Raw genomic sequence first — 14765 nt, 5'->3', positions numbered from 1 at the left:
GAACTCGATCCACCCGTCGCTCGCCGAACGCCCCTGCACCCACTTGGTGTTGACACCGTTCAGATCCGCCTTGTCAGCGGCCACCGTCCCCCACTCGCGGCTCCCGGCGCCCTGGTACACGTTGAGGCCCGCGGGCGGGAACTCGATCCACCCGTCGCTCGCCGAACGCCCCTGCACCCACTTGGTGTTGACACCGTTCAGATCCGCCTTGTCAGCGGCCACCGTCCCCCACTCCTGCTGTCCGTCCTTGCGCACGTTCACGCCGGACTGCGGGAAGTCGATCCACCCCTTGCCGGAGTCGCGGTCCCCCACCCACGTGGTGTTGATGCCGTTCACGCTGATCTTCTCGGCCGTGACCGTTCCCAGGTCGTTGCCGGTGCCGTGGCCGACCTTGATCCCGTCCGACGGGAACTGGATCCACCCGGCGCTGCCGTCCCGGCCCCGCACCCACGTGGCGGTCACGGTGTCGACGTCCGCCGTGGCGGCGGAGACCGTCCCGGGCGCGTCGGAGTCGTTCCGCACCTGCGCGCCCTGCGCGGTGAGGACGACCCGGCCCCGGTCCGTCGTCCCCTCCACCCACGGGGTGTGCACCCCGCCGGTCGCCGTCACGCCCTCGAACTCGGGGCTGCGCAGGTGGACGGTGGTGGTCAGGATGTAGCCCGGCTGCCGCCGGCTCGGCGAGGTGGCGATCAGGGTGTAGGTGGCGTCCCGCTTCGGCTCCCGGCCCGGCTTCGGCGACCACTGCCAACCGGCCGCCGTCCCGGTCCTCGGCGGGACCGCCTCCGGGGGACCGTCCGGACCCTGGATCTGGTACGTGAGATCGTCGGGGCCGCTCCACTGCAGGACGACGTCCTTGCCCGCGGCCACCAGGGACGCCCTGGGCCGGAAGTTGCGCGGCACCCTGGGTTCCCGCTTGAGCAGGCTCAGGGTCACCGGATTCGTCTTCACCCAGGGGCCGTTCGCCGCCCGCTCCGCCACCAGCAGCAGGACCAGGCCCGCCTTCGCGGAGACCGGGAAGCCCTCCAGCACCAGGACCAGCGAGCCGCTTCCCTTGAACACGGAGCGGCCGGGGTCCTTGGCGGCCACCCTGAGGAGACCCGTCGTCGGGTCCCAGCCGATCGTCGGCTCGTCCGCCGGGTCCGTCGCGCTGTTCTGCGCGATCCGCACGGCGACGGCCTTCGGATCCGGCGTCAGGTCGCCGTCCTTGTCCCCGAAGGGCACGCGCACCTCGGTGGAGAACCAGAGCGCGTCGTCGGTGGTCGGGTTGGAGACGACGAGGTACACGGCTCCCCGCGATTCCTCACCCGCCTCCGACACCTGGAGCGGAGCCGGGTCGGTGAGGATTTCGTAGTTCAGATATGCCACCGCTGAGAACCCCCTGCTTCTGCTGTGCGGGCGCTCGCCCCCCACGGGCACGGCCCCTGTACCAGCACTGTCCTGCCGGACGGAAAGCGGGGAAGCCCGATTCACCGCATGCGGCGCGAACCGGACCTGCACTGGCCGAAAGCGGGGTCGCCCGATTTCCGGCCTCTCGGTTTCCCACGCGGCACTTCAGGCCCGGAGAATGCGTGATCACCCGGCAGCATCAGCGGTTGCCACCGCTTTCGGCCGTTCGATCCCATTGATCGGCCTGCAGGGCGGGCTATGGCAAAGTGAATCCACAGGCGACCAGCTGCGGCACATTGATTCCGCTTTCCCCGGTCTTGAAATCGAACTCGGCCTGACCGGAGTCCTGGGCGCCGAGGACGAGCTCCACTCTCACAATAAATACCGCAGTGGATCCTTGATCCACAAAGGAAAGGTTCCTGTCGGCGAGAAAGGAGGAGTTGCTGATGAGTCCACTCTTGTCGGTGTAGCTGTCCCAAAATCCGGACGAGACGCCCGCAACGACGGGGGCCTTGGCATCACCGGCCGGAAGTTCCGTCATTGCACCATCAGGCGAATAGGAATAGAGGAGCAGGATCGTGGAATAGGACAGCTCCCCGCTGCCCAAAGGCCAGTCCCCCTCCAGGAAGTACGACCCATTGGGCTGGACGTATGTGATCGCGTTCAGTAGCAATGGTCGATCCATGAGCCATTCGAACATGAAATCCAGCCTGAAAACCGAAAAGTAGTCCGGATTATCGCCATAATCGGTGCTCATATTGGCATACACCTTGGCCCGATTATTCAGCGGATCCATCTGGACAACTTCTGAATCGAAGCTGGTGTCCTCCGACGTGATAAACGGCGTGGGTCGAATTTCTGAGGCGGTTTCGAGATTGGCCGTTTCCTGCCACTGGAGCGGCCCGTTCCCCAACGCCGGAATCGGCCTGGCGGCCCTCGCGATCTTCGCGACCGTAGCCGCATGCTGCTCCGTCTCTCGCGCTTGACGCTCGGCGACGACCTTGGAGCGGCCCACGACATTGGCCCGCCGGACTTCGAGGAACGACCGAGCCCACGAGTCGTCCCGCCGGCCCTGCCGGTCCAGCTTGGTGGTGTCAATGCCGGCAAGCTCAAGCAGTCTGCGCTGGGCCTGCGCTCGCTCCGGGAAGGCCGCCTCTGCGCGCCGGCGCCATTCTTCTCGGCTTGCGTGCCTGAGGAGGCGGGAGAACTCTTCCTCGCTCTGGCGGCGACCCTCGATCGCAGCCCACACTGCGTCTCGTTGCGTTTTGGTCAGGGTCATTTGAGGTCCCTCGTCACTCATGGCGATCCGAAGCTCCATCAGGGAGCTGGATTATCAGCCTGATGAGGTACCGCGCTTCACGCGCACACTGTCCGGATTTGAGCGCCGAAGTTCGAGGGCCGAACAGGAGGTAGCGCGAACTCCCGTCACGGTGCCGGAAGCTGTCGCCCGGCGCCTCTGTGGCCTCCTTCCAGCCTGCGCCGAACCGGACTCCACCGCATCTTCAAACCTGAGCTTGACGTTCCGACCGGGTCCTGTGCGGTGCGGCGGATCAGGTGTTTGCAGCAGCACAGGGTGGCGGCGGGGCCGAGGAGGACCGTCAGGGCGGTTCGTGGGCAGTCCGAAGCCCGCCGGATGCTTCTCCTCGTAGGACAGGAAGACCTGGTGCTCAACCTCTCGACCGCGTCCGATCCGCGCCCAGGCACCGCCCTTCGAGACGGAACAAGGCGCGAGGTTCACCGGAACTCCGCGACCGCACGTCGGCCCCGGAGGCCAGGCAGCGCGGCATAGGGGACGAAGGTGCTGGTGTGCTCGTCGACGGCCAGTGGCCGGCCGATGGCCGGGGCGGAGCGCTGCGGACAGGCCGGGCGTTCGCAGACCTTGCAGCCCGTTGGGCTTCCCCCAGTAGCTTCCGTCCCCGGTGGAGGTGGAGCTTCGTCCTGGCGACCTGTGCCTGCGCCCCACCCTTTCGGTTCAGGGGTGCGCCGGTCCAGTGGGCTGCGCAGCGGTGGGCGGCCCCACATCGGCGGCCGGACCGTGGTGAGCCTCGAAGCGCACCGTGGGCTCGAAGTTGGCGCGGCGGGCCGCACGGCGGAAGACGGTCAGGACGGCGGGCCCGACGACGAGGACGGCGGTGAAGGTGGTGACGGCGCGGCCGGTGTCCCAGCCGAGCGAGGTGGCGAGGTCGAAGAGCAGGTAGCGGTGCCACTGTTCGGTGAAGGGCAGGCCGGGGAGGTAGGCGATGGAGCTGTTGGGATCGGTGGAGAACGGCCAGAACGACAGGTTGAGCAGGAAGCCGAACAGGTAGCCGGAGAACGCCCCGTACACGGCCAGCATGGGCACCTCCACACGGCGCCGCCGGACCTTCGGCAGCAACCCGGCGAGCAGGCCGACGAAGGCGCAGCCGAACATCTGGTAGGGCATCCAGGGGCCGACGCCGCCGGTGAGCAGGGCGGAGGCGAAGAGCGAGGTGCAGCCGAGGGTGAAGCCGAAGCCGGGGCCGAAGATCCGGCCGGCCAGGACAAGGATGAAGAAGACCGTCTCCACCCCGGCCGTCCCGGCGCCGAGCGGACGCAGTCCGGCGTTGACGGCGGACAGGACGCCGAGCATGGCCAGGGCCTTGGCGTCGATGCCGCCGGACGAGAGCTCCGCGATGACGACGGCGAGGACCAGGACCAGGAGGGCGCCGAAGATCAGCGGCGGGGCGTAGGAGGAGCCGAACTTCCCGGGCGCGACGACGAACGGCCAGGTGAAGGCGACCAGCCCGATGAAAGCCGCCAGGGCGATGACGACCCGGGCCCGGCCGGGGATCCGTAGGGCGGTCATCGGGCCGCCTCCGCGGGTTCGAGGGCCTCGGCGACCTGTCGGGTGGACAGGTAGGGCAGCGGGGCGAGGATCTTGGCGGTCTGCGGGGCGAAGGTGGGCGAGGCGACGATGACCTCGGCGGTGGGTCCGTCCGCGACGATCTCGCCCTCGGCCATCACCACGACGCGGTCGGCGGCGGAGGCGACGAACTCGACGTCGTGGGTGGAGACGACGACCGTACGGCCTTCGGCGGCGAGGGCGTCCACGATGCCGGTGAGCGCCGCCTTCGCCTGGTAGTCCAGGCCCCGGGTGGGTTCGTCCAGCAGCACGACCCGTGGTGCGGCGGCGAGTTGGATCGCCAGGACGAGGGCCAGCTTCTGCCCCTCGGAGAGGTCCCGGGGGTGGGTGTCGTCCGGGATCCCGGGGGCGAGGCGGTCGAGGATCCGCCGTGCGGTCGGCCCCCCGGTGTCATCGGCTTCGAGGTCGCTCTGGGCGAGTTCCTGGGCGACCGTCTCCAGGTACAGCAGGTCGGTGGGGGTCTGCGGGACGAGCCCGACCAGTTTCCGGGCCCGGGCCGCGGGCAGGCGCTTGGGGTCCTCGGGCTTCCCGCCCTCGGTGCCGACCACCTTCACGCTGCCGCCCTGGCGGGGCCCGGAGCCCTGGAGGGCCCACAGGAGCGAGGACTTGCCGGAGCCGTTGCGGCCCATCAGAGCGGTGACCTCGCCCGCGCGCAGCGCCAGGTCGACCTCCCGGACGGCGGCCACCGGCCCGTACCGGACGATCACCCCCTTCGCGTCCAGCACCGGCTCCCTCGCCACCGCTGCCCGGCGCGGCGGGGGAACCGGCAGATCGGTGAGCCGTTCCCGCAGCGGCGCGGCGGCCCGGCGGGCGTCCCGGACGGACAGCGGCAGCGGCCGCCAGCCGGCCAGGCGGCCGAGCTCGACGACGGGCGGCGCGATCGCGGTGTCCCGGAAGACCTCGGCCGGGTGGCCGTGCACGACCGTCCCGTCGCCGGGCAGGTAGGCGACCCGGTCGGCGTACTGGACGACCCGCTCCAGCCGGTGCTCGGCCAGCAGGACGGTCACGCCGAGGTCGTGGACCAGCCGGGTGATCGCGGCCAGTACCTCCTCGGCGGCGGTCGGGTCGAGCGCGGAGGTCGGCTCGTCCAGCACCAGGACGCGCGGGTGCGCGGTGAGCACCGAGCCGATGGCGACGCGCTGCTGCTGGCCGCCGGAGAGCTCGTGCAGGGCGCGGTGGCGCAGCTCGGCCAGGCCGAGCAGGTCGAGGGTCTCCTCGACGCGCTTGCGCATGGTCTCCGGCGGGATCGCCAACTGCTCCATGACGTAGGCCAGTTCCTCTTCCACCGTGTCGGTGGTGAAGCCGGCCAGCGGGTCCTGCCCGACCACGCCGACCACGTCGGCGAGTTCGCGCGGCGGGTGGTGGGCGGTGTCGCGCCCGTCCACGGTGACCCGGCCGCGCAGGGTGCCGCCGGTGAAGTGCGGCACGAGGCCGTTGACGGCGCCGAGCAGGGTCGACTTGCCGGCGCCGGTGCGGCCGACCACCAGGCAGAGCTCGCCCTCCGGGATGTGCAGGTCGACGTCGCGCAGGACGGGCGTGGTCTCGCCGTCGTACACCACGCCGACCCGGTCGAATCGGATCACGTGCTCACCTCGGAGGTCGTGCGGTCGGTGCGGGTGCTGCTGGTTCCGCCGGTCCTGCCGGGAACACCAGCGGCTACCGGCGTCCGGCCGGGCGGCGGTGAGACGATCCCGGCCGCGCCCGCCACAAGCAGGGCGAGCACCGGGACGAGCGGCAGCGTCGGCCAGGTCAGCGGGTACAGGGAAGGGTTGAGGTCGGTGGCGTCGTAGCCGACGGTGGCGAACAGCAGCACGGCGGCGGTCACCCCGCAGCCGGCCACGCCCCACTCGGCGGCCCGCCAGCGGTCCGGCCGGTAGGTGGTGCGCCGGACGCGCCGCCCGCCGAGCAGCAGGCCGGCCACGCAGAGCACGGCACCCGCGAGGAAGGCGGGCAGACCGAGCGCGGCCGGGGCCGTTCCGTCCAGCAGCCCGTACACCCCGGCACACAGGCCGCACATGCCGAGCAGCATCAGCGCGCCGGTGAGCCGGCGGGAGCGGCGCGAGGCGGTGCCGGAACGCCCGTAGCCGCGCGAGTCCATCGCGGCCGCGAGGCTGAGCGAACGCTCCAGCGCGTCCTCCAGGACCGGCACCACGATGCTGCGCAGGGCGCGCACGCCCTTGCGCTGCCCCGCGCGCAACCGCCGTGCCCGGGCGACGCGTTGGACGCTCTGCACCAGCTGGGGCGCGACACTGAGCGACACCGTCACCGCGACGCCCAGCTCGTACAGCGCACCGGGCAGGACCCGCAGGGCCCGCTTGGGGTTCGCGAGGGTGTTGGCGGCGCCGATGCAGCAGATCAGGCAGGCCAGCCGCAGCCCGTCGAAGGCCGCGGAGAGCGTGGCCTCCAGCGAGACCGGGCCGCCGATCCGGATGCCCGCGTACCAGTCGGGGGTGGGAATGTGCGGCAGGGAGAAGAGCAGGTGGTCGTGCGGGGTGATCCCGGTGGCGAAGACGCACCGGAAGACCACCCGGATCGCCACCACCGTCAGGGCCAGCCACAGGTAGTAGGTGAATCCGCGCGCCCACGGGGCGTCGCTGCGGCGGGCGGTGACCACGTAGCCGAGCACGGCGAGGACGAGCAGGAGCAGCAGCGGGTTGGTGGTGCGGCTGGCCGCCGTCGCCAGGGCGAGTGCCCAGGCCCACCAGGCCAGCGGGTGGAGGTTGCGCGGGATGCGCCGGCCCCCCGTGACCCGCCCGGGGGCGGTGGGTGGGGTGACGGGCGGCGTGACAGCGTGCTTGTCAAGCGTGGTCAACCGGATCACTCGGCCTGTCGCCGGCGGCGGCGCGCCGTGATCACGGTCACCACGCCCAGGACCACGACGAGGACGGAGCCCACCACCGCGGGGAGCATCGAGCCGGAGTCGTGCGGAGCGTCGGCGACGGGGTTGGCGTCCACCACCCCGCCGGGTACGGCGGGGGTGGGCGTCGGCGCGGCCGCGGCGGGCTGCTCCGTCGGCTGGTCGCTCGGGGTGTCGGTCGGCGCTGCGGTGGGTGTATCGACCGGTACCGGTGTCGCGGGTACCGGCGTCGGCTCGGGCGCGCCCGGCGGGGTGATGCCGTCCTCGGGGGTGACGGCGGTGCCGGGGGGCGTGCCGGGCGCGGGCGGACGGGCGCCGCCCGCCGGGGGCTTGGTGGGAGCCGGGGCCCGTCCGGTCCCGGAGCCACCGGTCGTGCCGGTGGCTCCGCCGGAGCCGCTGCCGGAACCATTGCCGCCGGTCGTCCCGGCACCACCACTTGTCGACCCGCTGCCGGAACCGCCCGAGGCACCGCCGGTGCCGCCCGCAGTGCCCTGGCCCGGGTCGGCCGGCTGCCCACCGGGGCTGGAGTTGTGCGCCCGGACACTGTCGGGCGAGAAGGTCGGACGCCCCTCGGTGCCCTCGATGTCGGTGCCGCCGAAGATCCACAGGTCGACGCTGCCGGGCTTCGGCTGGTAGCTCATCGCGCCCAACTGGCTGTACGACCAGGTGTTCTGGCCCGGGTCGGCGTGCCAGTACGACCAGTACGCGGTGGCCGGGGGCGTCAGGACGCACTTCTCCTGGTCGGGGGTCGGGTACTGCTTGCCGCCCTGGAAGCCGCTGTAGCCGATGCGGCAGATGAAGGCCGGGCCGTCGTGCCCGGTGCCGGTGGTCTTCCAGCCTCCCTGGTTCAGCAGGGCGTACCCGGTGGTCGGCGTGGTGCCGCAGGAGCGCAGCAGCGGTCCGCCCCACGTGCCGAAGTCCACGGCGAGCACGACGCCGGAGGTGGTGGTGCACTGGTCCATCGGCAACGGCGCCGCGGACGCCGGGGCGGTGCCCACGGCGACGCCGCCGAACGCGACAGCCAGGGTCGTGGCCGCTGCGCCCAGCAGCCGGCCGAAGCGCCGGATCACCGGTGACGCCCCGGGCCGGAGGCGGTACGACGGCGGGCGGCCAGGACGGCCGCAGCGCCGAGCACGGTCAGCAGACCGGCGGCCCCCGTCAGTGCGAGTGCTTCGCTCCCCGTGGCCGCGAGGCCGCCGGTACCGGACCGCCCGGCACCGGCGGAGGCGCCACCGCCGACCGGGCCACCGGCGAGCGGGTCACCGACGGGCGGGGCGTCGGACGGACGGGTGGTCGAGCCGTCACCGGGATTGGACGCGACGGAGGTGGGGGACGTCGTCGCCGTCTGCGTGCCGGTGCCCGTCGGGGTCGGCGTACCGGTCGCGGTCGCGGTGCCCGTGGGAGTGCCGGTCGGCGTCCCGGTGGGAGTCGGCGTCGGCGTGCCTCCGAGGTTGCGGGACAGCGTGCCGAAGGGGATTCCGGTGGCACCGCCCAGCACCTGCGTGGACGCCCGGACGTCCGAGCCCTGCTGTCCCCCGGAGGCGACGTTGAACCCGCCGTCGCCGTTCTGCTGCCCGGCGAGGAAGTCGAGCGCCCTGGCGATCTGCCCGCCGTAGGCGGCCTTGCGCAGCGTCATGCCCTGGACGGCCAGCGCGGCCGAGTTGGTCGAGTCGCCGGCCGCGCCGGGGAAGCCGCCGTCGGGCAGCTGCCGCGAGGCGAGCCAGCCGAGCCCCTTGTCGACCGCCTGGGCGGCCTCGTCCCCGGGGACGAGGGCGAAGGCCATGACGGCCATCGCCGTGCTGTCCACGTCGGCATCGCCGGTGGCGGGGATCAGGCTCGGCCAGGAGCCGTCCGGGTGCTGGAGGCCTCTCAGGTAGGCGATCGCAGGGGCGGCGTTGGCGGCGTCCCCGGCCCGGAGCTGGGCCATGACGGCGAGCGCCTGGGAGAACACCGAGGTCGCGTAGACGTAGTTGCCCGGGGCGGCGCAGCCGGTGTTCGCGTCGGCCTTGGTGCACACCATCGCGGCGAGGGCGGCGATCAGGTCGTGACCGCCGAAGGCGCGCGGGTCGCGGCCGACCACCTCGGCGAGCAGCGCCTCCTTGCCGATCGACCCACCGCCGGCGTACTCGGTACCGATGGCCGTCCAGTCGTTGACGGTGCGCTCGCTCGCGTCCTTGCCCTGCTGGTCCAGGAAGTCGACGATCCGGCGCAGCGCCGCGTCATCGGTGCCGGTCGCGGCGAGGGCGTAGGCCCCGTCGATGGTCAGGCCGAAGTCGGCGAAGGCCGGGAAGCCCTCGTAGTAGTGGCCGTCGATCAGCCGGGCCGGGTCGGTGAGGTAGGCGCTGCCCTTGGCCGCGTCCGGCTTTCGCCCGGCAGGCGTGGTCGGGGGCGTGGTGGCCGGCGTGGTGGTCGGCGGAATGGTGGCGCCGTCCGGGTTGTGCCGGACGCTGGTGAGGTCGGTGCCCGTCAGGGCCAGGATCGCCTGTTCGGTGGCTGCGGCGTCCGGGTCGGTGGTCGACGCGTCCGGGCCGAAGCCGCCGTCCTTGTTCTGGCGGGCGGCGAGCCAGGCGGTGGCTGCGGCCCGGCAGGCGCCCTGGCCGCTGGCCTGGAAGGCCTGGGCGGCGCTCGCGGTGCTGGTGGTGTCGCCGGGGGCGCCGACGTAGGGCAGGAGGGAGCCGTCCGGCTGCTGGCTCGCCGCCAGCTGGTCGGCGGCCTTCCTCGCCGCCGCCTCGTACCCGGGGGCGGTCCGCAGGGCGAGGACGGCGACGGCGGTGGTGAGCGGGTCCGACTCGCAGTGCTCACCCGCGACGATCATCGAGCCGGCCATGCCGCCGTCGGCGCACTGGAGGGCGGTGAAGCGGGCGAGCGCCGGCGCGGGCGGGGTGACGCCGGCGCGCTGGAGCGCGATGACGCCGAGGGACTGGACCCAGGGCGAGGCCGCGCCGAGGAAGTCCCCGGCAGCGGTGCAGTTGCCGTTCTCCCCGGCTGCGGTGCAGACGTGGTCGGTGAGCGCGGCGATCAGGTCCCGCCCGCCGAAGGTGCGCGGGTCGCGGCCGGTGCTCTCGGCGACGAGGGCCAGCAGCGCAGCGGCCCGCGTGTCGGGCGTGCCGGTGGGGCCGGCGGGGTGGAGGAACGCGTCGGTGTGGTCGGCGAGGAAGCCGACGACCTTCCGCAGCGCCGGGTCCTGCGTGCCCGCGGCGGCGAGCGCGATGGCGGTGAGAGCGGTCCGGGGGTAGTCCGGCCCCGGGGCGGCCCAGTTCTCCATGTGGTCGCCGCCGACCAGTTGTCCGGCCAGCCAGGCCGCGGCCGGGTCGCCGGTGGCACTGGGACCGGTCGGGCTCGCGGACGGCGAAGGGGTCGCGGAGGGCGAAGGGGTCACGGAGGGCGAGGCACCGCCGTTCCTGGCCCGCACCGAGTCCGGGGTGAAGCTCGGCGCCCCGCTGGTGCCCCCGATGTCGGTGCCGCCGTACACCCAGGCCTCGACCTCGCCGGGCTTGGGCTGCTGCGTGCCGGCGCCGAACCGGCTGTAGGACCAGGTCTGTTGGCCGGGTGCGGCGATCCAGTACGACCAGTACGCGGTGGCCTGCGGGGTGTTGACGCACGGCTCCTCGGCCGGAGTCGGGTACTGGGCACCGCCGTTGAAGGTCCCGGTGCCGAGTCGGCAGATGAAGGCGGGCCCGTCGTGCTCGGTTCCGGTCGTGGTGAATCCCGCGTTGTGAAGCAGGTTCATGCCCGTCGTGGGGTGGGCGTCACAGCCCCGGACGACCCCGCCGCCCCAGTGGCTGAAGTCGACGGCGACGATCGCGCCCGTCGTCGCCGTGCACTGCTCGATCGGATCGGCTGCCGCGGAGCCGGGGTGGCCCAGCAGGACGGTTCCTCCCGCGGCCACCGCGACGGCCGTGGTGACCAGAAGCGAGCCCAGTTCTCTGCTTCTGTGACGCGTAGGACTGCTGCTGACCCTCACCGGCGACTCCCCGATCGGTCGTCGGGGTCCCACGACGCAGCCGACGGCTCTCCCCGGTACGGGGGGCCGTCGCGACCGCGTCGTAGTCCACGACGACGCATGCACTCATGAACAAGGCCCCGGCGCAGGCATTCCGGCTCACCGGCCCTTGCGGGCGGGTCTACGGTTGCGGGTCAGCGCCGGAATCGGACCGGCTTCCCCTGACTGCCGAGGATTAAAAAGCGGTTCATCACACCATGTGCTCGGAGTCGTCGTCAACGAGTCGTCATGTCGCTTTCGCCACCTCGTAGATCCGTTCACGGGTGCGGTAACGTCCGCGGTGGCCGAGCGGGGGAATCCGGTGCGAATCCGGAGCTGACGCGCAGCGGTGTGGGGCGGTGGTTGCACCGGCCCCGAGCCCGAATGCCCGCGCGGTCGTGCAGCACCAGCACCAGCCAGCCCACGCGATCCGGGCGGCCGCCGCCCCGTACCGCCGCGCTCCTGGAACGAGTGCGCTGGGTCCCGGGGCAGGACCGGCGCGCCCGTCACCCCAAGGAGCCCGTTCCGTGTCCGTTCCCGCGCACTCGCGCTTCGTCTCCTCACGTCTCGCTTCCGCGGCGACCGTCTCGATGGCCGCCGGCGCCCTCCTGATGTCGGCCGTCCCTGCGCACGCCACCGCCTCGCCGAGCCAGATAGCCACCTCCAGGAGCACCGGCGTCACGTACCTCAAGTCCCTCCAGGCCGCCGACGGCAGCTACGTCACCGGCGGCGGGCTCTCCAACGAGTGGGCCTTCGGCGCGCTCGCCGCCGCCGGCACCGCCGCGGCCGATGTCACCCCTGGCGGTGACACGAGCAAGAACGCGCGCCTGGTCTACCGCAACCAGCTCGCCGCGAACAGCTGGCCGAGCGCCTCGCCGGTCGTCACCGACTACGAGCGCGGCATCCTCAACTCCTACGCGGCCGGCATCGACCCCGCGCGGATCGGCCCGGCCCGCAACCTCGTGGCCGACCTCGCCGCCTACTGGCAGACCGCCGAACCCGGCTACTACGGCCCGTCCGCGAACTTCAACGGGACCGTCTTCGGCCTGCTCGCCCTCGGCGGCGCCAAGACCCGGAGCGGCGGCCAACGCGTCCCGCAGGCCCTGCTGAACGCCTCGGTCGCGGCCGTGCGCGCCAACCAGCACAACGACGGCGGCTGGAACTACAGCAAGGCCGCCGGCGACCCGACGGCTCTCGCCCAGGGCAGCGACATCGACATGACCGGTGCCGCCATGGCCTCCCTGTGTGCCGGCGGCGTCCCGAACACCGACGCCGCGGTCGTGGCCGCGAAGAACTTCCTCAAGGGCAAGCTCGCCTCCTCCGGCGCCTTCAACGCCATGTTCGGCGTCAACACCGACTCCAACGGCTGGGCCGTGTCCGGCCTCAACGCCTGCGGCATCAACCCCCAGGGCACCGACTTCACCAGCGGTACCGGCAAGACCCCGCTCGACTTCCTCATCGCCCAGCAGTTCAAGCCCGGCGGCGGCTTCAAGTACCTGCCCACCGACACCTCCCCGTCCCCCTACGCCTCCGTCGACGGCCTGCGCGCCGTCGCCGGCGCCGGGTTCACCGCCACCCCGCCGACACCGACCACCTCGGGCGAGCCCGTCTGGGCCGCCACCGGCGACTTCACCGCGGGTACGGCCGCGAAGCTCGCCCTGGTCGTCGACGACGGCACCAGCAACCTCAAGGTCTGCGCCGTCACCCTCACCCCCACCGGCACCACCACGACCCTCGGCGACGTCCTTGACGCGGCGGGCACCGCCACTCCGAGCGGCTGCGTCACCTCCGTCACCCCGTCCACCGGCGGCGGCACCGTCACCGCGCTCAACGGCACCGCGAACAGCGGCTCCTCCACCTGGAAGGTCAGTCTCGACGGCACCGCCTCCACCGCCGCCACCCGGGCCACCACCGTCCACCTCGGCGACACCGTCTCGCTGCGCTACGGCAGCTGATCCACCGACAGGACGAAGCTGCGGCGGCAGTCCTGCATCGGCCGTGCGTGTTCGGGTGCGGGCCCCCGGGCCCGGCGCGCGCGGTCCGTCTCGGCCCCCGCGCGAACGGCCGCGTGGACCGCGCGCGCCACCCGTGCGCCCCACAGCGAGCGCGGGCCGCCGAACGGCTCCGGCTCGTCGCCCGCCCCGGTGCGCCGCACCGCGACGCACACCGCGTCGGAGGGCGTTCCGGAGCAGTCGTAGCCGGCGTCCAACAGGGCCTGGACCTTCGCCTCCGTGGCCGTGGCGAGCAGGTTCACCAGGCCCGCGTCGGACACCGCCGCCGGGACGACGACGAGGATGTTGATCGTGCCCGGCACGTACGCGTGGGCCGGGGCGGTTTCGGGCTCGGCGGCCCAGATCGGCACGCCGATCCCCGTCGTGACCACCGCCGAGGCCCCGCCGTCGCACGCCCAGGTGAAGTCGTCCACCTGGGCGGCGGTCATCAGCCCCGCCCCGGCGCCCCGCAGCCGCTCCGCGGCAGCCAGCTCCGCCAGGTGCTGCTCCGGGTCCATCCGGCTGTATCCCGGCCTGACCTGTGCGTTCACCACCCACTCCCGTTCGCCGAGGCCACCGCCGAGGACGGCGCTGCCGAGCAGCCGCCAGCCGGGCCCGCAGCGCCAGACCAACAGGTGGCGGCATGCCCCCTCCTCCGTGCGGCACGCCCGTTCGATCACCAGGCCGCCGGGCGACCGGCCGGCCTCCGCCGGGCCGTCGGACTTCTGCTGCGGGATCACCACGAGAAACGGTCCACCTTCGAGGGAGCGATCCCCCGGTGTCCGCGGCGGGTACCTCCTCGCCAGGAACGCCTCCGCGCCGACGGTGGCGCCTGGGATCCGTACGGCCGAGCGTACCGAGCGCCGGGACCGCCGCGACGGCGGCTCCCGCGACCGGTCCGGTGAGTGGCCGGGCGGAGGAGGATCATGGTCTCGGCGGGCGATCGCCCGTCGGCTTCACGGAGCAGGGGGACGGGTTCCGATCGGTGCTTCCCGATGGGTGGCAGGCTGCTACGTGGGTGTGGTGGGCCTGCTGGCGGGGCTGGGCGGGCTGACCGTGCTGTACGACCACCTCGTCCGGCGCCGGCGGGCACCCCACGCCTGACCCCTGCGCCCCGGCCTCCCTCATCGGGGAGGCCGGGGCGTCGACGTGTACGGGCAGACGGGTCAGGGGGCGGTGATGCCCGGCTGCGCGCCGGCGCCGAAGGACCAGCCCTCGACGTCTCCGGGTGCCGGGTTGTAGCTGCCCGCACCGAGGCTGCTGTACGACCAGGGGCCGCCGTGCTGGGCGTGCCAGTACGACCAGTAGGCGCTGCCGGTGGGGTTGGTGCAGGTCGTCGGCAGGGCGTTGATGGTGCAGACGAAGCCCGGGTAGCGCGGATGGAAGGCGTACGAGAATCCGGCGCCGGTGAGCGCGGCCAGGCCGCTGGCCGGGTCACCGGGCGCGCAGCCGGTCTGGACGCCGCCGCCGACGGCGGTGAAGTCGACCACGACGGTGACTCCGGTGGTCCCGCTGCAAGCGGCCGCCTGCGCCTGCGGGGCCTGGACGGCGGAGACGCCGAGCAGTCCGGCGGTGAGGGCGGCGGCCGCGGCGATCGAGCCGAGCGTACGGCGGGCCGGGCGGCCCGCCGTGAAGGTGTCGGTCATCGGTGAAATCCTCCTGGTGTCA

General features: G+C 72.9%; 10 protein-coding genes, 1 pseudogene and 2 riboswitches. Of the genes and pseudogenes, 1 reads left to right on the top strand and 10 read right to left on the bottom strand.

Translation table 11 applies throughout. The annotated features are described in order from the left end of the window. The 8 genes and pseudogenes from ACFVVA_RS17265 to ACFVVA_RS17230 all read right to left on the bottom strand — a co-directional run. The coding region (locus tag ACFVVA_RS17265) for a hypothetical protein (RefSeq protein WP_387690320.1) at positions 1-1365 on the bottom strand (1365 nt) is incomplete at its 3' end. 277 nt (positions 1366-1642) lie between these two features. Next, complete coding sequence (locus ACFVVA_RS17260) at positions 1643-2665, bottom strand: hypothetical protein (protein ID WP_387690318.1); 1023 nt, start codon at positions 2663-2665, stop codon at positions 1643-1645. A gap of 455 nt (positions 2666-3120) precedes the next feature. Further along, a pseudogene (locus tag ACFVVA_RS17255) lies at positions 3121-3273 on the bottom strand (short-chain fatty acyl-CoA regulator family protein); the annotation flags it as partial. An 85-nt stretch (positions 3274-3358) separates the two neighbouring features. Further along, positions 3359-4210: an ECF transporter S component gene (locus ACFVVA_RS17250; protein WP_387690316.1), complete on the bottom strand. Its 852-nt coding sequence runs from the start codon at positions 4208-4210 to the stop codon at positions 3359-3361. Next, positions 4207-5850: an ABC transporter ATP-binding protein gene (locus ACFVVA_RS17245; RefSeq protein ID WP_387690314.1), complete on the bottom strand. Its 1644-nt coding sequence runs from the start codon at positions 5848-5850 to the stop codon at positions 4207-4209. The genes ACFVVA_RS17250 and ACFVVA_RS17245 overlap by 4 nt, the downstream gene beginning before the upstream one ends. Beyond that, the gene (locus ACFVVA_RS17240) at positions 5847-6998 is read right to left on the bottom strand and encodes a CbiQ family ECF transporter T component (protein WP_387690389.1); all 1152 of its coding nucleotides are present in this window, start codon (positions 6996-6998) and stop codon (positions 5847-5849) included. The genes ACFVVA_RS17245 and ACFVVA_RS17240 overlap by 4 nt, the downstream gene beginning before the upstream one ends. Before the next feature lie 86 nt (positions 6999-7084). Further along, positions 7085-8194: a hypothetical protein gene (locus tag ACFVVA_RS17235; RefSeq protein WP_387690312.1), complete on the bottom strand. Its 1110-nt coding sequence runs from the start codon at positions 8192-8194 to the stop codon at positions 7085-7087. Next, positions 8191-11013 (bottom strand): prenyltransferase/squalene oxidase repeat-containing protein, encoded by a 2823-nt coding sequence (locus tag ACFVVA_RS17230; protein ID WP_387690310.1) that lies wholly within the window; start codon positions 11011-11013, stop codon positions 8191-8193. Before ACFVVA_RS17230 ends, ACFVVA_RS17235 begins: the two co-directional genes overlap by 4 nt. Before the next feature lie 180 nt (positions 11014-11193). Then, positions 11194-11335: riboswitch (cobalamin riboswitch) on the bottom strand. A gap of 83 nt (positions 11336-11418) precedes the next feature. Beyond that, positions 11419-11496: riboswitch (cobalamin riboswitch) on the top strand. A 200-nt stretch (positions 11497-11696) separates the two neighbouring features. Between ACFVVA_RS17230 and ACFVVA_RS17225 the strand changes: the two genes are divergently transcribed. After that, entirely contained in the window at positions 11697-13061 is a 1365-nt protein-coding gene (locus ACFVVA_RS17225; RefSeq protein WP_387690387.1) for a hypothetical protein, read from the top strand. Here ACFVVA_RS17225 and ACFVVA_RS17220 read toward each other — a convergent pair. Both ACFVVA_RS17220 and ACFVVA_RS17215 read right to left on the bottom strand, forming a co-directional pair. Beyond that, positions 13049-13840, bottom strand: coding sequence for an adenosylcobinamide amidohydrolase (locus tag ACFVVA_RS17220; RefSeq protein WP_387690308.1), 792 nt, complete (start codon positions 13838-13840; stop codon positions 13049-13051). The two genes, ACFVVA_RS17225 and ACFVVA_RS17220, sit on opposite strands and share 13 nt — an antisense overlap. A gap of 423 nt (positions 13841-14263) precedes the next feature. Continuing rightward, a complete protein-coding gene (locus ACFVVA_RS17215) occupies positions 14264-14743 on the bottom strand; it encodes a flagellar hook-length control protein FliK (protein ID WP_387690306.1) in 480 nt (159 codons plus the stop codon). Between the last annotated feature and the right edge of the window lie 22 nt (positions 14744-14765).

The organism is Kitasatospora sp. NPDC058048, from assembly GCF_042885555.1.
In the GTDB taxonomy this organism is placed as follows: domain Bacteria; phylum Actinomycetota; class Actinomycetes; order Streptomycetales; family Streptomycetaceae; genus Kitasatospora; species Kitasatospora lactacystinica.
The sequence above is the reverse complement of the archived record's forward strand: the minus strand, read 5'-3'. Positions and strand labels throughout refer to the sequence as shown.